The following is a 23,735-nucleotide window of genomic DNA, read 5'->3' on the forward strand; positions in this document are numbered from 1 at the left end:
GCTTTTTAGTTTGCCACAGATGCACAGGTTTTCATTTGTGCATCTGTGGCAATAATGTTCTGCGCATTATAATATTCCTAAATCCTTTAAGGCACAAAAGCTTTGTAAGCAATAAGTTTTTCCGGCGTAGAAAAAGAATAAGTTTCACCAGCTAAAACAGCAACTACTTCTCCCCTTTTAGCTGTAATATTATTACTGCCTTCAGCATTAAGTTCGCCTTCAATTATCACAATAATTTCAAGCGAAGTTGCTTCTGCTTCATAAACTTCATTTGCATTTAATTCTATTTTACTAATGCCAAAATCAGGAACGGGGCAGGGATAATTTTTCTCACCGCTCGTAAGGTCTATCCCTTTCATCACATTCGGTTCAATGCCTTCAAATATTATATGCTTTATTAATTCAGGCACATCAATATGTTTTGGCGTAAGGCCGCCGCGTAATACATTATCACTGTTGGCCATCAGCTCCACGTTTTGCCCTTCAAGATAAGCATGTGGTAAACCGGCGCCCTGGAATACGGCTTCACCGGGATTTGTTTTTACGATATTAAAAAAGTAAATGGAAAATATACCACGGTCAAGATTGGAAAAATTTTCTTGCTGTTCATACAATTTTGCAACCCACCAGCCTGCGTCGGCTTTTGTAAGTTCATTATTTCTTTTACGGTTAATTTCCCTTTCAACAAGTGGCGTAAGCAAGGCATCAACTTCCACCTGCGGCATCAGCATCACATGTTCATATAAACCTTTATAGCCTTTGTCAATAACAAGGCTTTCAAAATTTTTAAATTCAGGCACAGTTTGCAAAACTTTCAGCAATTTATCTTCACTTAAAAAACCATGCAGCAGCCAAAACTCACTTAAGGCAACCATTACTTCGGGTTTATGATTTTTATCTTTATAGTTGCGGTGCGGCGCATTAATCGCAACACCATTTGCTTCTTCATCATTAAACCCTTTTTCAGCAGATTCTTTTGAAGGATGCACCTGTATGCTGAGCATATCTTTTACATCAAGGATCTTAAAAAGATAAGGAAGCTCGCCAAAAGTTGCATTCACTTCTTCACCAAGAATTGAATTGGCATCTTGTTGAATTAAGTTGTATAAATTTTCTTCTTTTCCATTAACGATCAATGCAGATGAGGCTGATGGATGGGCGCCCATCCAATATTCTGCAAACGGTTTATTTTCTTTGTTTTCAATTCCCAGCCAGTGCGGAATATATTCAGTGCCGCCCCATGCATAATGTTGAACTTTTCCTTTCAGTTTAAAAATTTTATCTTGTAGCATAATCAACCCTTGATTTTATGTCGGGATGGAACAAAACTACCGGAAACAAAGGAGAAGACCTTGCCGCAATTTATCTTTCTGAGAAAGGTTATGAGATCATTGAACGCAACTGGCGTTTTGGTTATGCTGAAGTTGATATAATTGCTGCACTGGGCGATCGCCTTCACTTCTTTGAAATAAAAACAAGAACCACTTCTAAATACGGTAAGCCTGAAGAAAGCATGAGCCATAAGAAAATGAAGATGCTGAAAATAGCGGCTGAAGAATATCAATACCGGAACCCGCAATGGAAATACCTGCAGTTTGATGTGCTGGCAATCACCATAGAATACGGCATACCAACAGAATATTTTTTAATTGAAGATGTTTATTTTTAATATCACTGTGAAAGCTCAGGACGTATAAACAATGTCAGGAATGATTATTCTTTTTCTCTTTTTCGATTATATCGGCTTCAAGTTTTTCTTTTTTAAGTGTAACCCTTATACGCGCATAAATGCTCATATAAATATTAGCTACCCAAACTATTGAAAAGAAAGAAATAAAATAACCTTTCCAATCTGTATATAGCAATTGAAATTTTGTGATGATGAGTAGCAATGCTGTTACATAATGGCTAAAGCAGTATTCGCAGGTAAACAAATAAAAGAACTTTCTTTTCAAAATATTTTTGCTTTCATTTTTACACTTTACACAATAATTTTTCAACTCAGCAAAAGCTTCTTCGTGTGTGATCGTCCATGCAATGCAGGCAACAGGTATTGCTATTATAAATAAAGCCGCTACAGCTTTTCCTGTTATTATAAAATCCTGCATAAATAATTATTTACCTGTTTTTATGGGATGTGTTGTTACATTTTCAAAAGAGCCCTTCTTCTCCATTTCCACGGTTTCAGTCCATACCGCATAATCATTCGGATAAATGCGCCGGCCTTTAAAATGTGCATAGTTTTTTGTGAAGGCAGCGCCTCCATATAAAATAATGGATGAATAATACACCCACAATAAAATAAGGATGATAGAGCCGGCAGCGCCATAAGTATTGCCAATATTTCTTGTGCCGAGATAAAAGCCAATAGCGAATTTGCCAAGCATAAAAAGTAATGCCGTTGTTATAGATCCGGTAAGCACATCGCGCCATTTTATTTTAGCATCGGGCAGCACTTTAAAGATGATGGAGAACAGTAAGGTTATAATTAAAAAAGTAATAAAAAGATTAATACCATACGCCAGTTTTGCTTCCAGCCCTATATTGGGAAATAAACTTATAAGATTAGGCATAAGAGCGCCTAAAAAAATATCCAGTATAGTATTTATCAGTAACGATACCAGCAAAATAAAACTTACACTCGCAATAATTGAAAAACTTAAAAGCCGGTTTAATAAAATTTTTATCCATCCTCTTTTTGGTTTAGCTTTTAAGCCCCATATTAAATTGATGGAATCCTGTATTTCGCCAAACACACTTGTAGCGCCTATTACCAAAGCTATAATGCTTGCAAAAGAAGCAAACCAGTTGCCTTGTTTTATAGTTGCTTTTTTAATAAGTTCCTGAATTTGCAAAGCTGCATCGCTGCCAACAAATGATTTTATTTCATGATAAATGGAACCTTCAATTGCGCCTCTTCCAAAAAAAATTGCAGAAAGGCTAATTATTAAAATAAGCACGGGAGCAATGGAGAAAATAGTATAATAAGCCAGCGCTGCACTCATGCGTGTAATGCGGCAATCAGTAAAATCACTGCCGGTATCTTTTAATATTTTCCATAAACCTTTAAAAGTAAGTTTAACTTTTCCAGGTTTTTCTACAGTAATGTTTTGATTAGAGTTATTCATCATGCAGCCTGTATGTTTAAATATGAAATATAGCAACAAACACATAACAAAAAGCCGGCTAAAAAATGAAGCCGGCTCTTTATCCATCACATTATCACTCACCTTTTTTTATCGTTATTGTCATTACGCTGTGGTTTTCTTTTAGCCACGTCGTTATTTTTTTGTTTTTGCTGTGGTTTTACAGCAGGTTTTGCTTTTTGCTGATTTTTTTTCACCACCTGGTTTTTAAGCTGACTATTTGCAGGCTTTTTGTTTAGCGATTGCGGTTTCTTTACTGCTTCTTTTTTATTTGTTTTATTTACCGGCTGTTTTTTAACTGCTGCTTTCTTGTTGTTTTTATTAATGGTTGTTTCACTGTTTGCTTTTGCAGCAGTTTGCTTATTAACCGTTACTTTATCGGTTCTTTTATTTACTGTAACAGCATTTTTATTTTTATTCACCGTTGTTTTGTTATTACTGTTTTTATTCACCACAACAGTTTTGCTATTATTAATTGCCGGCCTGTAAACATTCACTGTATTATTATTAACAACTGTTTTGCCAGGTTTTGAAGAATTGGAAACGGTATAAGTTTTAACCTTCGTTCGATTCACCCTTTCAACATCCTGCCTTCTCGGGCCTGCCACATAATGCACGTTATTTTTTACAGTAACATTATTTACCACCGTAGTGTTTTTAATAATAGTTACGTTACGGTTACGCGGCACATAATAGCGGCTAATAGCCCGGCTTGTTATATACCTGTGCGGTGCAAATACCCACCAGTTTGCAGGTATGGTATTGAAATTAACAGTTACACTTAATCCCGGCGACAAAGGCGCCCATCCATAATAATCACCGCCGCCTCTCCAGGCCACCCATGCAGGCGCCCATTCATAGCCAGGCACCCAATACCAGCCATAATTAGTGTTATAATTCCATCTTCCATAATGGAATGGCGCCCAGCCCCAGTCGTAATCTGAAACCCAGGTCCAGCCATAATCTGTATAAGCCCAATGGCCTCCGGTGGAGTAAGGAACAAAATTCCTGTCATTGCTTATCCAAACCTGTCCGTAAGTGGAATTATTCATCCACCGGCCGTAAGGTTTAAGTGAGTTATAAAAGACAGAAAAACTCACATTGGCAGCCTGCGATTGTGCTTCATTAGCGTGCACCGATGCTGCACCAACCAAAACTGCAAGCAGGTATATTTTAAATAATTTTTTCATATAAGTTAATTTATTTCATTAAATCATTTTTATATTAATAAGAAATAAAACCGGGCCAAAAGATTACAGGTTATTTGTTAAAAGATAAGAGTGCAAAAACATGAATTAACCTCGTGGAATTAACAACTTCATTATTATACATTTGCAGCTATGGCACTCAGTTTCAGCCTGGAACATACCGATGCAGATTCCAAAGCAAGGGCAGGGAAAATTACTACGGCGCATGGCGAAATTTCAACGCCCATCTTTATGCCTGTTGGCACTGCCGGGAGCGTAAAAGCCGTTACGCAGCAGCAACTTTACCAGGAAGTAAAAGCACAAATAATATTGGGCAATACTTATCATTTATATCTCAGGCCGGGGATAGAAATACTTAATAAAGCAGGCGGCCTGCACGGGTTTATGCATTGGGATAAACCTATACTTACCGATAGCGGCGGCTACCAGGTTTTTTCGCTGGCGCAAAGCAGGAAAATAAAAGAAGAAGGCGTTTTATTTCAAAGCCATATTGATGGCAGCCGGCATTTATTTTCGCCGGAAAAAGTAATGGATATACAGCGAAATATAGGCGCTGATATTATCATGGCATTTGACGAATGCCCGCCCGGCCAAAGCGAATACAATTATGCTAAAAACAGTTTAATGCTCACGCAACGATGGCTTGACAGGTGCATTAACCATCTTAACTCAACAGAACCATTATATGGTTATGAACAAAACCTGTTTCCTATTGTGCAAGGCAACCAGTTTCATGACCTGCGGAAAATGTCCTGCGAATATGTTGCTTCAAAACAGGCGCCGGGCAATGCTATCGGCGGCCTTAGCGTGGGCGAACCTGAAGCGGTAATGTATGAAATAACGGCGCTTTGCTGCGAGCATTTGCCTGCAGATAAACCCCGTTATTTAATGGGCGTTGGCACACCCTGGAATATATTGGAGTGCATAAGCCTTGGCGTGGATATGTTTGATTGTGTTATGCCCACACGCAATGGCCGTAACGGCATGCTGTTTACAACGAATGGTGTCATCAATATAAAAAATAAAAAATGGGCTGATGATTTTACGCCCATTGATGAAGGCTTGCCAAACGAAATAAGCCATTATTACACCAAGGCTTATTTACGGCATTTATTTGTGGCCGGGGAATTACTGGGCTTAACGATTGCCAGCCTGCAAAATCTTTGTTTTTATTTATGGCTGGTGAGTGAAGCGAGAAAGGAAATAATAAAAGGCACATTTACTTCATGGAAAAATGCCATGACTGAACAACTTAAGCAAAGATTATAATGCCTGTTTCGTCCTGAAAAAGCCGGCCCCCAACAGTAAACAACTTAAAGCATACTTAAAGTCGTTTGCCCGATTCTACTTATTTGATAAGGCGGCAAGGTCACCGGATGAAGCATCTTTCACGCAGCGGAAACCAACGTGGTTGGAAGCAGACCTGTATTCGCCTTTGCCCCTTGTTCCCACCATATAACGGGTGCAATATTGATCGGTGCAAAGGAATGAGCCGCCACGCTGCACTTTCTTTTTTGCACCGGGTTCATCAGGATCATAAGGTTCAGACGGCCCTTTCGGATTTTTGGAAACAGCGCCTTTTTCTGCAAGCGTTTTGTAATAATCGGGCCTGTACCAATCACTGCACCATTCCCAAACATTACCAGCCATATCGTAAATATCATACCCGTTTGCCGGGTATTTTGCTACGGGTGCAATGCCTGCATAACCATCCAATGCCTGGTCGGTGGATGGAAATTTTCCTTCATAAATATTGGTCATCCATTTGCCATCAGGTTTTAGCTGGTTGCCCCAGGTGTACATCTCTCCTGTTTTGCCACCTCTTGCTGCAAACTCCCATTCCGCTTCTGTGGGTAATCTTTTGCCGGCCCATTTTGCATAAGCTTCGGCATCTTCCCATGATACCTGTACAACAGGATAATTATCTTTGCCTTCAATAGTGCTTCCCGGCCCAAGCGGGTGCTGCCAGTCAGCGCCACGCACATAATTCCACCACTGTAAATAGTTGGAAAGATTTGTTGTGGCGGATGGCGTAAACACAGCAGAACCAGCCACCAGGTCTTCTTCAGGCACACCTGGAAATTCTTCCCTGGTTGGTTTACGTTCAGCTACTGTTACATAACCTGTAGCTTTTACAAAAGCAGCAAACTCCGCATTGGTAACTTCTGTTTTATCCATGAAAAAACCATTCACATACACACGGTGAATGGGCCTTGTATCATTCATCAATTCATGGCCGCCATCTTCCATATTGGTGGGGTTAACATTGCCCATGCTGAATTCACCGCCGGGCACCCAAACCATATCTTTTATAGTGTGTGAAGGTTTATAATCGTTAACAACAGTTGGTTTAAATTCTTTTCCGCCCTGTTTCATATAAGTTACACTATCAGCTATGGTGAAGCCAAGCACGCTGCACGAAACAGCACCGTCAATTTTTGCCTGTGCAACTGCACTTTCGGCAGTTGAATCAATGTGCTCATCAGGCGTTTTATTGTTGTTGCAGGAAAAAAATGCCAGCATTAAAAGATTTGTTGCTGCAAATAACTTTATGCGTTGCATATAAATAATTTTTAAATGCCGGTGGTTTGTTTACTGAAAATGCAAATCTATACATTCATAAAAGTAGGAACAATACTATATGCCTGCAATTATTAAAATTTCGGGATGGATTAAAAGGCTTTCAACCATGTATCATGCAAGAGTTGAAGTGATTATGCTGTTGTACAAGTAGGTTACTTTATTTCTTTTATCATAACCAATAGTTTTCTGTCTATACCCGGAACACCTTCAATGAGCTTGGCGAAAAAACTAATTTTTTTTGTATCACCAGAATGTGTTTGCAGTTCGAATATTTTAGTCTCGTTTATGTTATGTCGTGTAAGAAAATTAAGCGCTTCCTGTTTTACATCAGGCCGTTGCCAAAAAGGATTATCAATATCAGACAAACGGCTGTTCTCTGCAGGCGCTTCCCCTAATTCAAACAGCCGGAGAAACGTTTTATTGGTTTTAATAACACGCAGCCTGCTATCGAGTATAATAAGGGCTGATTCTTCTACTGAATCAAAAATAGTATCAATAAATTCATGCGATTCTATGAGGAATCTTTCCAATTGTTTTTGCGCATGAATATTATGCACCACTTTAACCAGGAATGAATCGCCATCTTTATTTTCTATGTAAACAGATTCGCCTGTAACCCAAACCTTGTTACCATTCTTATGTACCAGGTAATTCTCATCGTTGGCAGAACCCTGTGCCAAAACCGTTTGCAGTTCTGTTTCCGGTTTTAAAGCAAGCTGATCTTTTTCGGTAAATAATATTTTAAAATTTTTACCCGTTAAATCTTCAGGCGTATAACCGAAACGGGCGTGGAAGGCTTCATTTATGTTTAAAATAATGCCTTGTTTATTCATTATAACAATGCCGTTATACCGGGCATTGCTAAAGAAAGTTTCAAAAAAACCTGATGTATCCAAGACTGAAATTTTTGTGGTTAATAAGCAAATGTATTATTGTGGCCGAAATAAAAAAATCCCCCGGCAAACGGGGGATTTGTAAGGGAAACTCAACAGTGATTATTGCTTCACCTTTTCTAACACCTCATTCCTAAATACAACTACACCATCAAACACATCAACCAAAACAGGGTTCGACCTGTCTATATCGCCTGCGAGTATCTTTTTACTTAGCTGGTTTACAATCTCTTTTTGAATTAAACGCTTCAACGGCCTTGCACCAAACTGCGGATCGTAACCGGCTTCAGATAAATAATCAATTAAATAATCTGTGAATTCAAGTTCAATATAATTTTGCTGAAGGATCTTCTTCAAATCATTCAACTGTATTTTTACAATGTTCTTTATTTCTTTGCGCATCAGCGGCTGGAACATAATGATCTCATCAACCCTGTTTAAAAATTCAGGACGGATGGTTTGACGCAATAAATTCATTACTTCCAGCTTTGTTTTATCAACCACTTCCTTCAGGTTCTTTTCGCTTACATTCTGAAAAGCATCCTGTATCAAAGTACTCCCAATATTGCTTGTCATGATAATGATCGTATTCTTGAAATTTACAACCCGGCCTTTGTTATCGGTGAGCCTTCCATCATCCAAAACCTGCAGCATAACATTCCAAACATCAGGATGTGCCTTTTCAATTTCATCTAACAATACAACGCTGTAAGGTTTGCGGCGAACGGCTTCAGTTAGCTGGCCGCCTTCATCATATCCCACATAACCCGGAGGCGCACCCACCAAACGGGACACTGTATGCTTTTCCTGGTATTCACTCATATCAATACGCGTCATCATGCTTTCATCATCAAATAAATATTCTGCAAGCGCCTTTGCGAGCTCTGTTTTACCAACGCCGGTTGTACCGAGGAATATAAAAGAACCAATAGGTTTTTTAGGGTCCTGCAAACCTGCACGGCTTCTGCGAATAGCATCTGCCACAGCCGTAATGGCTTCTTCCTGCCCCACTACCCTTTCATGTAAATGGTCTTCAAGCTGTAATAATTTTTCGCGTTCACTCTGCATCATTCTTGTTACCGGGATGCCCGTTGATTTGGCCACGCTTTCTGCAATGTCTTCAGCGTCCACTTCTTCTTTCATCAGGCGGCGGCCATGCTTGCTCAATTCATCTAACTGAACGGTAAAATCGTGAATGATCTTTTCCTGTTCCTTTACTTTACCGTAACGTATCTCAGCAACCTTTCCATAATCGCCATTGCGTTCTGCCTGTTCTGCTTCGAGTTTTAATTGTTCGATGGAAGCCTTTGCATTCTGAATTTTTTCAACCAGTTCTTTTTCCTGTTTCCATTTTGCTTTCAGGGTATCACGTTCAACGCTCATATTGCTTATTTCAATATTCAGCATCTTCAGCTTGTCTTCATCATTCTCCCGCTTGATGGCTTCGCGTTCAATTTCCAACTGGCGTATCTGCCTTTCGAGGTTATCTAATTCTTCGGGCATTGAATTCATTTCAAGGCGAAGCTTGGCAGCGCTTTCATCAATCAGGTCAATGGCTTTATCAGGCAAAAACCTGTCGGTGATATAACGATGCGATAATTCAACGGCTGCAACAACCGCTTCATCCTTTATGCGCACATGATGGTGCGTTTCGTAGCGGTCTTTTAAACCACGCAAAATTGAAATAGCATCTTCAACGCTCGGTTCGTCAATCAATACTTTCTGGAAACGGCGTTCCAGCGCCTTATCTTTTTCAAAGAATTTTTGGTATTCAGTTAAAGTAGTTGCACCAATTGCACGCAGCTCGCCACGGGCTAAAGCAGGTTTTAAAATATTAGCTGCATCCATAGCGCCTTCACCACCGCCTGCGCCAACGAGCGTATGAATTTCATCTATAAAGAGAATGATCTCTCCATCGCTGTTGCTTACCTCTTTTACTACGCCTTTCAGCCTTTCTTCAAATTCACCCTTATATTTTGCGCCGGCAATAAGCTGGCCCATATCCAAAGCATATATGATTTTTGATTTAAGGTTTTCAGGCACATCGCCGTTTACAATGCGGTGAGCAATCCCTTCTGCAATGGCCGTTTTACCAACGCCGGGCTCACCAACAAGAATGGGATTATTTTTTGTTCTGCGTGAAAGGATATGTAAAGTTCTGCGTATCTCTTCATCGCGGCCAATTACAGGATCAAGTTTGCCCTGCCTTGCCATTTCATTCAGGTTTTTTGCATATTTATTCAATGCATTAAACTCCTGTGACTGTGTTTGAGAAGTTACGGTTTCGCCCTTGCGCAATTCTTTAATAGCTGCAATCAAACCTTTTTCAGTAAGGCCTGCATCCTTTAATATTTTGGCTGAAGTATCGTTGCCCTGAACAATAGCCAGCAGTAAGTGTTCAGGCGTGATAAAGTCATCGTTAAACTGTTTAAGGCCGGCGCCGGCGCGTAATACTACGTTATTAGCATCGCGGCTGATGGATTGCGCTGCTTCGCCGCCCTGTTGTTTCGGGAGTTTCTTAAGCGCTTCATCCAGCTTGGTTTCAAGCACGTTAACAGTAACGTTATTTTTCTTGAGCAGGTAGTCAACAGGAGAATCCTGCTGCTCCAGCAGGGCTTTTAAAATATGTTCTGTTTCTATATTGGGATTGGCATTATTAAAAGCAAGCTGCTGCGACTGCTGAAACGCTTCGGCTGCTTTTATAGTGAAGTTTCCTAAGTTCATATATTAATTTTTTTCCTTTTTTGAAGTGAGTGTATAATTCCGGGAATTATTATCAAAAATCATTCAGAAAAGTTACACCGGTTTCTTTATGAAAAAATGTCACTTAACTTGCTGATTTTATGAAGAAATTACAGTTTATTTTAATTTTTACTGAAAACATTTCCGCTTACTTTTGCGAGACCTTAATAAAGAGGATAATACAATACGGGGATGAAGCGACTACTTATTTGTTTGGCCGCAGGTTTCACTTCTATCTGCGCAAAAGCCCAAACACCAAAACGTCATATTATTTATGGCATGTACCTGCAATGGGGCTATAATGCTGAAACATACACACGCAGCAATATTCATTTTAAAATGAGCAATGGCGACAACTTCGTGCTGCATCATGTAAGGGCGCATGATAAAGGTGATTATGATGATATTTATAAGAAGCCAGGTGAAATTTCAATACCTCAATACAATTATCGTATTGGCTTCTATTTAAATCACAGCCTTACAAAAGGTATTGAGCTCAATTTTGACCATGCAAAATATGTGGTAACAGATGGACAAAAAGTGCACGTTACCGGTACCATTGCCGGGCAGCATGTTGATGGAGACAGCATATTAAACCCTGAAACTTTCCTGCATTTTGAACATACCGATGGCGCCAACTGGCTGCATATAAATTACTTTGAACAAAAACCACTGATTGAAAACAGGGCCAAAACAAGGGATTTACTTACACTTATCTATAAAGCCGGAGCGGGCATCAACATTCCAAGAACAGATTTTACTTACCACGGCGATAAACTAAATAATGATTTTCACATTGCAGGTTATAATATTAGTGTTGAAGGCGGCTTAAGATTTTATATGTTCCGGAATTTCTTTCTTGAAGCAACCGGCAAAACAGGTTATGTGCGCTATATAGATGCACTTGCCAATACAACTACAGCCAAGGGCAACCGCGCCACACATGGAATAGGATATTTAGAAGGAATTGCTACACTTGGTTACCAGTTCAGGTTTTAAGCAGGTTGCCAATATAGTTGCTTCAATAAAATATTCAATATTCAACAATACAATACCCAATGTTCAATTGTAAACATCTGCAAAATAACTATTGAATATTGAGCATTGATTATTTACAATTTTAAAATCAGCCTTAAGAGAATGATGTTGGCTCATCACCATCAATTCTCTTTTTTTACCAGCACCACCTGGCTGCGGTCTGCTTTATAAATATCATTAATGAATTTGGCAAATTCGGCGTAGTCTGATGAAGGGAAACGGCCGGCAAACCTTGTATAGTTTCGCACTACACTGATATTATTGTTGGCAACTTTAAACTCTATATTATAGTTACCAAATTTGCTGTTCAAATCAAGATTTTTTGGAAGTGCTTCTGTCGTATAACCATCGGGTATTTTAATATCAATTGAATCAATATCATGAAATGAATAAGTGTATTCAATATCAAATAAACGCTTATCATCAACATTAAATTTACTGCCGGTTTTATTAAACAAATTGGGTTTAATAAATAAGCGTTTTCCTGAAACCGAAGCATAGTTTTGAGCGCTTATATGCAGGTCTTCATTTATTTCAGGTATCAATCCTTTATTTTCTGTATAGTTTGTTTTATCAACCTTATAAGTAGGCAGGTTTAATTCATCATTCAGGTATTTTTCGCGATCTTCTTTTGTGGTATGGTACATAAGCGCATGTGGCAGTTGCTGCTGAATGCCTGTATATTTTGTAACAAGCGCTGCATCTAAATTTCCTTCCGCATCAATTGAAGCTGTTACAACACGTGTTTGCAGGTTTTGTTCAGCTTTGTAGGAAGGTGTATTTACTACATGGCCGCCATCATCTTTAATCATTAAAGCTTTTCTATTGCCAACAGATGAACCCATGAACCCAGGCGTTGCCGTTTGACTGGTGCATTCAAACCATAATGTATCTTTTCCATCCGGCATACACAGCACCGCATGATTAAAGTAAGGAGAAGGAAAATCTTCCCAAAGCCCGTGCGTATCGTCATCATCAGAATTAACCAGTACATAATAACCATTTAAACCAGCCTCCTTTAAAAGACTCTTCATATAATTGGAAAGCGCTTTACAATCGCCATATTTTTTTGTGGCTACATAACTGGCATCATAAGGTTGCCAGCCGCCAATACCCAGTTGCACACTTATATACCTTGTGTTTTTTTGAAGGTAGTTGTAAAGTGTAAAAGCCTTTTCTTTTGGTGTAGATAAATTATCGGTAAGGGCATGCACATCTTTCTTTACATTTTCAGGCAATGCGTCCCGGCCCGCATTTAGCTGTGCAATGAACTTTCCAAGGTTTTTCCAGCTATCCATTTCGCCGGTATAATTTTCAATTTTAAAGTTTACAGGTGCAATAAAAACCGACGTTGTCATTTCTTCCCATTGCGGTGAAAAAGCTTCATCCTCAAAAGCATGCAGGTTTTTAACTTCCCATGTATAGGTAATTTTTTTCCCGTCATTCACGATTACCGGGTTACCGGCATAGTTAAACTGTTTGTACCGCAGCTTATAACTAACCGGCGTTTCCACAATAAACCTGCTTTGCTGCACGGCACAGCGATTAGTGCGTTGGGGAATCCAGCGTGGCAGAAAAAAAATGCCGTCAAAACTCTGCTCGTCTTCATATTCAACAGTATAAGGATAAGCGGAGTAATAAAAATCATGTACTTTAAAACGTGCATCCGTTGCAAGTGTGGCTTCATCATCGCCGGAATAATCCGCTATATCTTTTCTCTTTACATTTTTTAAATGCTTGCCTGCGGCATCATAAAGATTGCCATCTATATCACTTAAATCTTTCAGCTTGTCGTAAGTATTACTGTAAGTGGCATACCGCCTGCCGGCTTCGTTTAAAATGGTTATTGCATATTTACGGGAAACAACTGCGCGGTCAATATCTTTTATTGAAATCTTCAGCTCTTCATACCGCTTTACAGCATTTGCTTTATTTGTAAGCGAATCTGGAATGAGCATTATGTTAAACGACTGCGCTTTTGCCAAACCGATAGTTGTACAAAAAATAATTAAAAGCAGTTTAAAGGTTTTCATGTCTCTTACATTTTCTTGAATACAATTTGTTCGTTTTGCTTTTCTACAATAAAAGCGAAAAAGCTGCGCAGGGTTTCGTAGTCTTCAGGTTCAAACGTTGCTTTATTTAGCTTGGTGCGGCAGCGCAATTGAATACCATTCCCGCCTGCCTGTATCAAATACTCAAACATGCCTTCGCCGCCATTTAAAGAAACACGTGCGGGCTTTGGCAATTCATCCACTTTATAACCCGCAGGTATTTCCATATTCAGGATATATACTTCATCAATGCAATAAGGAATTTCCACGGGATAAAAACGTTGCGCTGCTTTAAAAGGGTTTTGCTTATAGGCATCGGCTGTCATCATCGGCGAGAAATAAATAATATCCTCATCAGCATGAAAGCTTACGTCGTATTGAACCGATACCGGCATTTCTTTTTGATCAAGGGAATCAATAGCGGTATTGCTAAGATTTACTTCAAAAGGATAGGCTTTTTTAATGTCCTTAAAATATTCTTCTTTATTGGTTTTCTTCATCTTCTCACGCATATTTTCGGAACCTACTGCGCCAAAAACAGTTTTATATGATCCGGTTAATTTGCCATCACCATCATTGGTAACAAAGAATGAAGTAATGGCAGACTCCTTTAAAGAATCCGCTTCCAGGTTTATTAAAGAAGGCATGGAAGCTATTACCCTTGCATTGCCGTTATAACAACTGCCGCTTAAATGCCCAAAACCTAAAACGGGATCTGAAGCATCGAGCAGGTATTGCTTGTCATCAATGTTAAGGCGGGCAATAAGGTAATTAAACCGGCTCATTATAGGATACATATCATACGTTTTCCCGTGTCCCCTTGTGCTCAATAACACCGGGTCGGCAGTATAACCGGCCATTCTCAGCATAGTGATCAGCAACATATTGATGTCAACCACATTTCCTTTTTTCGACTGCGCTGTTTTTTTAGGCGGCTGTGATAAATACCTTGCCGAATTTTCTGTGCAGGTATAATTATCCCTCACATATTCATAAATCTTTTTTGCTTTATTTACCGGGTCCGTTTCGCCATTTACAGCAGTTTTTACATCGTCTTTCAGCCATCCGTTTTCTTTGTTTAAACCGGCGCCAAAATCTTCATCTTTCATTAACTGGTCAACCGTTTCGTACCAGTTATGAAGGTAGGTTTTCGGTTCCTGGTTAGGAAAACGTTCTGCTGAAAACTGGAATTCCAGCCGCTCCACATGGTTATCGAGCGTGGTAACAAAGCTTTCTTCTTTCAATGCTGGAATATCTTTAAAAGCCCAGGTATGTTTTACAACGCCACTTGAAAAATTTACCGTTCTTGATGCGCCGGTGGAATTTGGTATCAATACATTGAAATTATCTTTTGTTATGGATGTAGTATCTATCACAGGATTGAGGTAGCCCTGGTTTAAAACCACAAATTCAAAAAACTGCGGCTGTTCAATGGTAAATTCGCTCCATAATTCCGGGTAGCCACCCTGGAAAGCCCATGAGGGGATATGCTGGTAAAACGGACTGTTGGTTGTGTAGGTATATTCTATTATTGAACCTTCCTTTATATTGGGAAAGGTAAATTTTACTACTTCGTAATCGCCGTCTTTATCTTTAAAAATTGAATTCTTATCAACCTTGGTTTGCACCACTTTTCCATCTTCAAGGTTATAAGTGGCAGCCTGCAGGTTTTCTATTTTTTCTTTTGCAGTGCCGCTTTCATACAGGTTTATTTTCACAGTGCTTAAATCATCAAAGCTGTTTTTGCTGGTGAGTAAAATACGCCGGTGAACTTTGTAGATCACAGAAAACCATCCATGGCTATTTCCTTCATGTTTTACAGAGCCCGCTTCGTACAGATACACGGCTTCTGCTGCGGAATCGAGTGAAGAATAATCTTTTGTAAATTCTTCGGGCTTAATATCGCCGAATTTTACTTTAGGCTCCCTGCTCTTCTGAGCCAGGGTTGCAATAGACATCACGAGGCATAAAGCCAGGGTGGTTGCACGGTTGAAGTACATAAATAGTTAGTTTAAAAGAAGTAATTATATTTTAGAAAAAACCTGCATGGTCTCGGGCTTTTTGAGGGAAGCTGGTTTCAAAGCAATGTGTTTTCTAAAACAGTGCAAACATACAGGTTTTGCAAATATTTTTGCATATTGAATAAAATTCATCATACAAAATTTATAAAGGATTCAGCAGAGCAGCTTGGCTTTCATTATTGCGGCATTGCAAAAGCTGTGAAATTAGATGATGATGCCCGCCGCCTTGAACAATGGCTGCAGCAAGGCATGCATGGCAACATGCATTATATGGAAAACTATTTTGACCTCCGTACCGACCCGCGTAAACTTGTGCCAGGGGCCAAAAGCGTTATCACTTTATTGTTGAATTATTTTCCCTCAAAGCAGCAGGAACAAGACATTCCAAAAATTTCCAAGTACGCTTATGGAAAAGATTATCATGAAATGATTCGGGAAAAACTCAACAGCCTGCTTGAACTGATCCGGCAAAATATAGGCGACATAAATGGCCGCGGTTTTGTTGACAGTGCACCGGTACTTGAACGAAGCTGGGCCGTAAGAAGCGGCGCAGGATGGATTGGCAAAAACGGTAATCTTATAACTAAACAGCAGGGGTCGTTCTTTTTTATTGCAACGCTTATAACAGATCTTGATCTTATTGCTGATGATGCCTTTGCCAAAGATTACTGCGGCAGTTGCCGAAAGTGCATTGACCACTGCCCCACCAATGCTATACAAGCAAATAAAGTAATTGATGGCAGCCGTTGCATTTCGTATTTCACTATCGAATTAAAAGATGCCATTATTCCTGCAGAGATGCAAGGCAAGTTTGAGCACTGGATGTTTGGCTGCGATATTTGCCAGGACGTTTGCCCCTGGAACCGTTTTAGCAAACCAACAGAAGAAATAGCATTTACGCCCATTCCGGAAATACTTAATCTTTCAACCAAAGAATGGGAAAGTATGAGTGAAGAAGCTTTCAGAAAAACATTTAAATATTCCCCGTTAAAACGTGCAAAGTATAAAGGCTTGCAGCGTAATCTTAAATTCATTCAAACCACAAAATTGTAAAGCCTGTTTGACGTTTTAATTTTTTGCAGGCGTATGGGAACATTTGCCTGTAAAACCTACTATCAGCGGACAATTTGGAAATGTCGTAACATCTTGTGTGTGGGCTGAAAAATCTTCTGAAATATTTATAAAAGCACAAAGCTTAGCGCAGCCTGTCCATACTTCTTACCAGTTTCTGGTCCCTGTAAATGCCCTGTATTGCAAAAAATAAAAACACGGGAATAATAAAAGCTAAAACAGAAGTTAAGGCAAGCCCTCCGCCGGCATAATCTTTTTTATAATTGAAGTAAAGAAGAATATTACCAACGCTTATTATCAGTGCAAGTATGGTTAACCAAATTTGAAGTTTGCGTTGTTTGAATATAAAAACAGTAAATAAACTAAGCGTGCCTAAAATGGCTGTGAGGATTAATAAAACAATTTTAGTGGTGGCGTTAAACTGGTCTGAAGCGAGGTCAGGATTGGGGCCGATATAATAAAATGGAAATTTCATGGTTAAGAATGTGCAAGCAGCAGCCAGCAGCAGCCAAACAGTTTGTATTCTTTGTATCATACGTTGATATTTAAAATCAATTTAAAAATAAAGCTAAGTAACAAGCCGTAAAGTAAATGATAATGATCCTTATTTTTCGTGCTATATATTTGCAATCCTTAAAAAATCTCTATGTTCAATAATCTTACCGAAAGGCTGGAAAGCGCTTTTAAGAATTTAAAAGGTGAAGCGAGAATAAACGATCTGAATATTGCCAATACGGTCAAAGATATTCGCCGCGCTTTAATTGATGCCGACGTTAACTATAAAATTGCCAAAGAATTTACAGACAGGGTTAAAGAAAAGGCAACCGGCGAAAAAGTAATCAACGCTATTAGCCCCGGTCAGTTAATGGTAAAAATTGTGCAGGATGAACTTACCGACCTGATGGGCGGCACCGAAGCTACATTCGACATTACCGGCAACCCGGCCGTTGTTTTAATTGCGGGTTTGCAGGGTAGCGGTAAAACCACTTTCAGCGGCAAGCTGGCGAATTATTTAAAGGGACAGAAAAAATCGCCTTTGTTGGTAGCGGCAGATATTTATCGCCCTGCAGCCATTGACCAGTTAAAGGTTTTGGGCGAACAGATTAATGTAGAAGTTTACAGTGAACCTGAAACAAAAGATGCTGTTGCCATTGCGCAGAATGCTATTAAGGAAGCCAAAACAAAGAATAAGAATGTTGTTATTATAGATACAGCCGGCCGCCTCGCCATTGATGAAGCCATGATGACCGAAGTGGCTGATATAAAGACTGCGGTTAATCCAACTGAAATATTATTTGTGGTTGATTCTATGACAGGCCAGGACGCGGTGAATACAGCCAAAGCCTTTAATGACAGGCTTAATTTCTCGGGCGTTGTTTTAACCAAGCTTGATGGTGATACACGCGGTGGTGCTGCCTTGTCTATTAAATACACGGTAAATAAACCCATTAAGTTTGTAAGCAGTGGAGAGAAATTAGACACGCTTGATGTTTTCTATCCCGATCGTATGGCCCAGCGTATTTTAGGCATGGGTGATATTACTTCACTGGTAGAAAAAGCGCAGGCACAGTTTGATGAAGAACAGGCGAAGAAACTGGAAAAAAAGATACGTAAGAACCAGTTCGATTTCCAGGATTTTTATGACCAGCTGCAGCAGATAAAAAAGATGGGCAACCTGAAGGATTTAATGGGCATGATACCCGGCGTGGGTAAAGCCATAAAAGATGTGGATATAAGCGACGATGCTTTTAAAGGCGTGGAAGCTATCATTAATTCCATGACGCCTTATGAGAAAGCAAATCCTGATATTATTAATCAAAGCCGCCGTACCCGTTTATCAAAAGGTTCGGGCAAATCCATGGAAGATGTGAATGCTTTTATGAAACAGTTTGAACAAATGAAACAGATGATGAAGATGATGAACAAAATGCCAATGGGCGGTATGCGCATGCCCGGTATGCGCCGGTAAATATTTTTTGAATAGGGAAAGCAGGGCAAACAGAGAAAATTAAAAGCTTGTTTTTGGGCCTTCTTTTCTTCTGCACTATATCTTAATTTCCATGTTCCGGATACTCTTTGTTTGCAGCTGATAAAAAAAAATTAATTTTTATATGCAGCGTTTTTGAAATCATTATTTATCACTTACATTCGCAGTTCAATTATTCATTTAAACCTTTTGAAAAAAGGCCTTTAAATTTCTATTTAAAATGGCAGTAAAAATCAGACTTCAAAGGCACGGAAGTAAAAAGAGACCTTTTTACTTTATCGTAATAGCCGATGCCCGTGCACCCCGTGATGGAAAATTTATCCAGAAAATTGGGACCTACAATCCGCTAACTGTTCCTGCAACAATCCAGTTAGACCGTCAAAAAGCATTAGAATGGTTGCACAAAGGTGCTGAGCCAACAGACACTGTTCGCCGTATCTTATCCTTCAAAGGAGTGCTCTATTTAAAACACTTATTACGCGGTGTAAAACTTGGCCTGTTCGATGAGGCAGCAGCCATGCAGAAGTTCCAGAAATGGCATGAAGAACACGAAGTTCATGTAAAGCGCCGTAGTGATGAGCATAAAAGAGCCAGGATTGCTGCCCGTCCGCAACCTGCTGCAAGAAAAGCACAAGCTCCGGACTCTACAGAAGCGTAAGCAGCCACATGGAAAAATTTTTCTTAAAATCCCGTTAGCAATAGCGGGATTTTTTTATTTTGTTTGCCGGCAAATTAACTCCGGGTTAAACCACGGTTGTGTCACTCCCTTGTACTGCATATTTTCATGGCAGCTATGGGTTGCATGCTCAACCGGTTAATTTTAAATTTTACATCATTATATTTTGAGCGAATATATTCACATAGGTAAATTAGCTGCCACACACGGCCTCCAGGGCGAGTTTGTATTAAAACATGTATTGGGCAGGAAAACAGATTTTAAAAATACTTCAGCCATCTTCATAGAAAAAATAAAGGGTGAATACCTGCCTTATTTCCATGAAAAAAGCACTATAAAAAACGATGCTGAAACCATTATAAAACTGGAGGGCATAAACACAAAAGAAGCTGCGGCCTCATTACTCCAGAAAAAAGTATGGCTCACCAAAACAAATTTTGATAGCCTGGTAAGTAAAACAGCCCCGGTAAACCTTATTGGTTTTACCGTATATAATGACAATGAAAAACTGGGTTCCGTTGAATCGGTAATTGAACAGCCGCTGCAAGTATTATTACAATTAACCATAAAGAATAAAGAAGTGCTTATTCCCTTAAACGAAGCAACCCTTCTTCATATAGACAGGAAAAAGAAAGAAGTGCATGTTAGTCTTCCTGCTGGTTTATTAGAAGTTTACCTGGGCAATAATTGAGTGTTTCTTTATCGTAAGGGCGCAAAAAAACCTACCTCAACGATTTCTTACCAGGAATAAAGCAAATAACCTAAGGCAAATTACCGTCGTTAGCAATTAAAGGCAAAAATCAATTGTTGTACGTATTAAATTCAACCTTTCTCAGCTAAGAAAAAATTGAATTAGTACATCAACAATTTCAGGTTTAATTGTGCTTGTCTGGGGCATATTTACTGGTGTTTGATTCATAGACTTCATGATTTTTGTTATGAAAAAATGTTGTCCTGAGCTCTTGTTTAATAAAAAAACCGGATAAAGCCAATTGAATTAATTTATCCGAACTGCTAAAATAACAAAACCCTCTTTTTTAGGGAGGGTTTCGTTATTTTCTCTTGTTAAAAAATTTTATTCTGCGGCGCCTTCTACCAAAACCGTTGTTTTGTTATCCAGCACTTCTGCAAAACCGCTTTGAATTGTATAGCTGAAAATCTCTGATTTGGTTTTCAAAACCTTTATTTTTCCTTTTCCAAGTGCGGCTACAAGCGGCGCATGTTTTTCCAGTATTTCAAAAGACCCTTCAATACCTGGCAATTGAACGCCGTGTACTTCTCCGCTGTATAATTTTGTTTCAGGTGTTAATATTTCTAAAGTCATTTTGATGTGCTGATGTGCTGATGTGATAATTTGCTAATAATCTTGTGATTTTCATTAGCAGGATTAGCACATTAGCTTATTTGCTAATTATCCTTTTGCCTGTTCAATCAGTTTCTTACCTTTTTCAATAGCATCTTCAATAGTGCCTACCAGGTTGAAAGCAGCTTCGGGATATTCATCCACTTCGCCGTCCATAATCATATTGAAACCGCGAATAGTGTCTTCAATACTTACAAACACACCTTTTAAACCGGTAAATGCTTCTGCTACGTGGAAAGGCTGGGAAAGGAAGCGCTGTACACGGCGTGCACGGCTTACCACCAGTTTATCTTCCTCGCTTAACTCATCCATACCAAGAATGGCGATAATATCCTGCAATTCTTTATAACGCTGTAAGATCAGTTTTACACGGTTGGCAGTATCGTAGTGTTTATCGCCAACAATAGCCGGCGTAAGAATTCTTGAAGTAGAATCCAGCGGGTCAACCGCAGGGTAAATACCTAAGTCAGCAATTTTACGGCTTAATACTGTTGTGGCATCCAGGTGAGCAAAAGTTGTTGCCGGTGCAGGGTCAGTCAAGTCATCCGCAGGCACATAAACTGCCTGTACAGAGGTTATTGAACCGTTTCTTGTAGAAGTAATTCTTTCCTGCATCAGGCCCATTTCAGTTGCCAGCGTTGGCTGGTAACCCACGGCTGAAGGCATACGGCCTAACAAAGCTGACACCTCAGAACCAGCCTGTGTGAAACGGAAGATATTATCTACGAAGAAAAGAATGTCTTTACCTTTTCCGGTACCATCGCCATCACGGAAGTATTCTGCAATTGTTAAACCACTTAAAGCCACACGTGCACGGGCGCCGGGAGGTTCATTCATCTGGCCGAATACGAATGTGGCCCTTGATTCTTTCAGGCCTTCCATGTCCACCTTGCTCAAATCCCATCCGCCTTCTTCCATGCTATGTTTGAAAGAATCGCCGTATTTCATAATACCTGCTTCAATCATTTCACGCAGCAGGTCATTTCCTTCACGGGTTCTTTCACCAACGCCTGCAAACACAGAAAGGCCACCATAGCCTTTTGCAATATTATTAATCAATTCCTGGATCAATACCGTTTTGCCCACGCCGGCACCACCGAACAAACCAATTTTGCCACCTTTTGCATAAGGCTCAATAAGGTCGATAACTTTAATACCGGTAAATAAAACCTCTGTAGCAGTGCTAAGGTTCTCAAAAGCCGGCGGCAATGCGTGAATAGGGCGGCCATTTTTCTTGTCAACAGCAGGTAAGCCATCAATTGCATCTCCGGTTACATTAAATAAGCGTCCGTTAATGGCTTCGCCTGTTGGCATTGCGATTGCTTTGCCGGTATCAACAACGTCAGCTCCGCGAACAAGGCCTTCTGTGCCGTCCATTGCAATGGTACGAACACTGTCTTCGCCCAAATGTTGCTGAACTTCAAGTACTAACTTGTCGCCGTTAGAACGTGTTAATTCAAGGGCATTATAAATTTCCGGCAGTGAACCGTCAGGAAAATGCACGTCAACCACCGCGCCGATAATTTGTTTAACCTTACCTGTGTTGGCCATAAAAAATATGCTTTTTTAAAATTTGCGCAAAAGTAAGCTTATAGCGCAAGAAAATCGAATAATAGTTAGCAATTCTGATTTTAGATTTCAGTTTTCTGTATAAAAAATGTTTAAAATTTACGGATGAATGACAAAGCAATTCCCGAAATAGCAGCTTTTATATTTTTTTGGATTGTTTATAGCCGTTTTTCAGCAGCCATTGCAGTATTTTTTCCCGCTGATCACCCTGTATAATTATTTCGCCATCTTTAACAGCGCCACCGGTACCACAAAAATTTTTAAGTTTTTTCCCGAGGTCTTCGAGATCATCCGTTGCGCCAATAAACCCTGTGATTAAACTTACGGTTTTACCACCGCGATGTTTGGTTTCAAGCCGTATCCTCAATTTTTGCTGCGCCGCAGGCAGGGTTTCCTGCTCATCGTTTTCATCAGCCTGAAAAGAAAAGTTGGGGTCGGTACTGTAAACAAAACCCCTTGAATCTGGTTTGTTTTTCTTACTCATACTTTACACGTTCAAATTACAACAGCTTTTAAACTCAGGTCTAAGCTTTGCGCCTGGTGAATTAAGCCGCCCACACTTACATAATCAACGCCGGTTTCAGCGTAAGATTCAATATTATTCAAATTAATGCCACCGCTGGCTTCAGTTTCAAAATCATTTTTAATAACATCCAGCGCCTCTTTTATTTGGGCGGGCGTAAAATTATCAACCATAATGCGAAACACTTTGCCTTTGCCAACCGCACACACCTTTTTTACGTCGTCTATATTTCTTGTTTCTACTTCTATTTTCAATCCCGGTTTTTTTGTTCGCACATACTGCCAGGCCTTTTCAATAGCTTTCTCAATACCCCCGGCATAATCAATATGATTATCTTTCAGCATAATCATATCAAATAAGCCAAAACGATGATTAACGCCGCCGCCAATACGTACTGCTTCTTTTTCCAGCAACCGAAAATTAGGTGTTGTTTTTCTTGTATCTAACAACCGGGTTTTATAGCCTTTTAATTTTTCTGTGTATTGATGAGTTAACGTTGCAATGCCGCTCATTCTTTGCATGCAGTTCAATACCAGTCTTTCGCATTTCAGGATAGTGTGAATATGCGCTTCTACTTCAAAAGCGTTTTCGCCATTGTGCATGGCTTCGCCATCTTTTTTATAAATATTGAAAATGGAAGAAGGTTCTGTATAATTAAAAATCTGCAGTGCTATATCAACGCCGGCAATAATACCATCCTGCTTTATTTTTAAAACAGCTTTGCCTTTTTGTGCAGATGGAATACAACTTAATGAAGAGTGGTCGCCATCGCCAACATCTTCGGCAAGTGCCTCTTTAATTAAATGATGTAAACGTTCGTTGAAAGATTGCATGAATTTATTTAGTGCTAAGTTAAGTGAGTTG

Annotated in this window: 21 protein-coding genes; 7 read left to right on the forward strand and 14 right to left on the reverse strand. The window is 39.5% G+C overall.

The features are described 5' to 3' along the window. Positions 1-86 precede the first annotated feature (86 nt). The gene (manA, locus tag BM015_RS12020) at positions 87-1,292 is read right to left on the reverse strand and encodes a mannose-6-phosphate isomerase, class I (RefSeq protein ID WP_090658813.1); all 1,206 of its coding nucleotides are present in this window, start codon (positions 1,290-1,292) and stop codon (positions 87-89) included. Positions 1,293-1,309: 17 nt separating this feature from the next. Here manA and BM015_RS12025 point away from each other — a divergent pair, with 17 nt between their 5' ends. Beyond that, entirely contained in the window at positions 1,310-1,669 is a 360-nt protein-coding gene (locus tag BM015_RS12025; protein ID WP_090658656.1) for a YraN family protein, read from the forward strand. Positions 1,670-1,703: 34 nt separating this feature from the next. Here BM015_RS12025 and BM015_RS12030 read toward each other — a convergent pair whose 3' ends face one another. From BM015_RS12030 to BM015_RS12040, 3 genes are all read right to left on the reverse strand, one after another. Then, positions 1,704-2,108 carry a hypothetical protein gene (locus tag BM015_RS12030; protein ID WP_090658658.1) on the reverse strand — a complete coding sequence of 135 codons (405 nt, stop codon included), beginning with the start codon at positions 2,106-2,108 and terminating at the stop codon, positions 1,704-1,706. A 6-nt stretch (positions 2,109-2,114) separates the two neighbouring features. After that, the gene (locus BM015_RS12035) at positions 2,115-3,131 is read right to left on the reverse strand and encodes a YihY/virulence factor BrkB family protein (RefSeq protein ID WP_245751381.1); all 1,017 of its coding nucleotides are present in this window, start codon (positions 3,129-3,131) and stop codon (positions 2,115-2,117) included. 95 nt (positions 3,132-3,226) lie between these two features. Next, the gene (locus BM015_RS12040; RefSeq protein ID WP_090658660.1) at positions 3,227-4,336 is read right to left on the reverse strand and encodes a DUF6600 domain-containing protein; all 1,110 of its coding nucleotides are present in this window, start codon (positions 4,334-4,336) and stop codon (positions 3,227-3,229) included. A 150-nt stretch (positions 4,337-4,486) separates the two neighbouring features. Between BM015_RS12040 and tgt the strand changes: the two genes are divergently transcribed. Then, positions 4,487-5,623 carry a tRNA guanosine(34) transglycosylase Tgt gene (gene tgt / locus BM015_RS12045; protein WP_090658663.1) on the forward strand — a complete coding sequence of 379 codons (1,137 nt, stop codon included), beginning with the start codon at positions 4,487-4,489 and terminating at the stop codon, positions 5,621-5,623. Between the two features lie 75 nt (positions 5,624-5,698). Here tgt and BM015_RS12050 read toward each other — a convergent pair whose 3' ends face one another. The 3 genes from BM015_RS12050 to clpB form a co-directional block, all read right to left on the reverse strand. Next, the gene (locus BM015_RS12050) at positions 5,699-6,916 is read right to left on the reverse strand and encodes a formylglycine-generating enzyme family protein (RefSeq protein WP_245751383.1); all 1,218 of its coding nucleotides are present in this window, start codon (positions 6,914-6,916) and stop codon (positions 5,699-5,701) included. 173 nt (positions 6,917-7,089) lie between these two features. Then, complete coding sequence (locus BM015_RS12055) at positions 7,090-7,833, reverse strand: PAS domain-containing protein (protein ID WP_090658667.1); 744 nt, start codon at positions 7,831-7,833, stop codon at positions 7,090-7,092. A gap of 99 nt (positions 7,834-7,932) precedes the next feature. Further along, positions 7,933-10,554 (reverse strand): ATP-dependent chaperone ClpB, encoded by a 2,622-nt coding sequence (gene clpB / locus BM015_RS12060; RefSeq protein WP_090658669.1) that lies wholly within the window; start codon positions 10,552-10,554, stop codon positions 7,933-7,935. Between the two features lie 210 nt (positions 10,555-10,764). Here clpB and BM015_RS12065 point away from each other — a divergent pair, with 210 nt between their 5' ends. After that, positions 10,765-11,571 (forward strand): hypothetical protein, encoded by an 807-nt coding sequence (locus BM015_RS12065; RefSeq protein ID WP_143075841.1) that lies wholly within the window; start codon positions 10,765-10,767, stop codon positions 11,569-11,571. Between the two features lie 161 nt (positions 11,572-11,732). On the opposite strand, the gene BM015_RS12070 is transcribed toward BM015_RS12065, so the two are convergent. After that, the gene (locus tag BM015_RS12070; protein ID WP_090658673.1) at positions 11,733-13,643 is read right to left on the reverse strand and encodes a DUF3857 domain-containing protein; all 1,911 of its coding nucleotides are present in this window, start codon (positions 13,641-13,643) and stop codon (positions 11,733-11,735) included. A gap of 5 nt (positions 13,644-13,648) precedes the next feature. Further along, positions 13,649-15,661 carry a transglutaminase domain-containing protein gene (locus BM015_RS12075; RefSeq protein WP_090658676.1) on the reverse strand — a complete coding sequence of 671 codons (2,013 nt, stop codon included), beginning with the start codon at positions 15,659-15,661 and terminating at the stop codon, positions 13,649-13,651. A gap of 138 nt (positions 15,662-15,799) precedes the next feature. Between BM015_RS12075 and queG the strand changes: the two genes are divergently transcribed. Continuing rightward, entirely contained in the window at positions 15,800-16,735 is a 936-nt protein-coding gene (gene queG / locus BM015_RS12080) for a tRNA epoxyqueuosine(34) reductase QueG (RefSeq protein WP_090658680.1), read from the forward strand. A gap of 142 nt (positions 16,736-16,877) precedes the next feature. On the opposite strand, the gene BM015_RS12085 is transcribed toward queG, so the two are convergent. Then, positions 16,878-17,288 carry a DUF4293 domain-containing protein gene (locus BM015_RS12085; RefSeq protein WP_090658682.1) on the reverse strand — a complete coding sequence of 137 codons (411 nt, stop codon included), beginning with the start codon at positions 17,286-17,288 and terminating at the stop codon, positions 16,878-16,880. A 111-nt stretch (positions 17,289-17,399) separates the two neighbouring features. On the opposite strand from BM015_RS12085, the gene ffh reads away from it, so the two are divergent. The 3 genes from ffh (at position 17,400) to rimM (ending at position 20,107) form a co-directional block, all read left to right on the forward strand. Continuing rightward, positions 17,400-18,722: a signal recognition particle protein gene (gene ffh / locus BM015_RS12090; protein ID WP_090658683.1), complete on the forward strand. Its 1,323-nt coding sequence runs from the start codon at positions 17,400-17,402 to the stop codon at positions 18,720-18,722. A 238-nt stretch (positions 18,723-18,960) separates the two neighbouring features. Next, a complete protein-coding gene (gene rpsP / locus BM015_RS22020) occupies positions 18,961-19,398 on the forward strand; it encodes a 30S ribosomal protein S16 (protein WP_090658685.1) in 438 nt (145 codons plus the stop codon). A 184-nt stretch (positions 19,399-19,582) separates the two neighbouring features. Then, complete coding sequence (gene rimM, locus BM015_RS12100) at positions 19,583-20,107, forward strand: ribosome maturation factor RimM (protein ID WP_090658688.1); 525 nt, start codon at positions 19,583-19,585, stop codon at positions 20,105-20,107. Between the two features lie 384 nt (positions 20,108-20,491). On the opposite strand, the gene atpC is transcribed toward rimM, so the two are convergent. From atpC to nadC, 4 genes are all read right to left on the reverse strand, one after another. Further along, on the reverse strand, positions 20,492-20,740 hold the full coding sequence (atpC, locus tag BM015_RS12105; protein WP_090658690.1) for an ATP synthase F1 subunit epsilon: 249 nt from the start codon (positions 20,738-20,740) through the stop codon (positions 20,492-20,494). Positions 20,741-20,827: 87 nt separating this feature from the next. Further along, positions 20,828-22,330: a F0F1 ATP synthase subunit beta gene (gene atpD / locus BM015_RS12110; RefSeq protein ID WP_090658691.1), complete on the reverse strand. Its 1,503-nt coding sequence runs from the start codon at positions 22,328-22,330 to the stop codon at positions 20,828-20,830. 157 nt (positions 22,331-22,487) lie between these two features. Further along, positions 22,488-22,832: a translation initiation factor gene (locus tag BM015_RS12115; RefSeq protein WP_090658693.1), complete on the reverse strand. Its 345-nt coding sequence runs from the start codon at positions 22,830-22,832 to the stop codon at positions 22,488-22,490. An 11-nt stretch (positions 22,833-22,843) separates the two neighbouring features. Further along, a complete protein-coding gene (gene nadC, locus BM015_RS12120) occupies positions 22,844-23,704 on the reverse strand; it encodes a carboxylating nicotinate-nucleotide diphosphorylase (protein ID WP_090658695.1) in 861 nt (286 codons plus the stop codon). Positions 23,705-23,735: the final 31 nt, after the last annotated feature.

This window comes from Parafilimonas terrae (genome assembly GCF_900115755.1).
Lineage (GTDB): Bacteria > Bacteroidota > Bacteroidia > Chitinophagales > Chitinophagaceae > Parafilimonas > Parafilimonas terrae.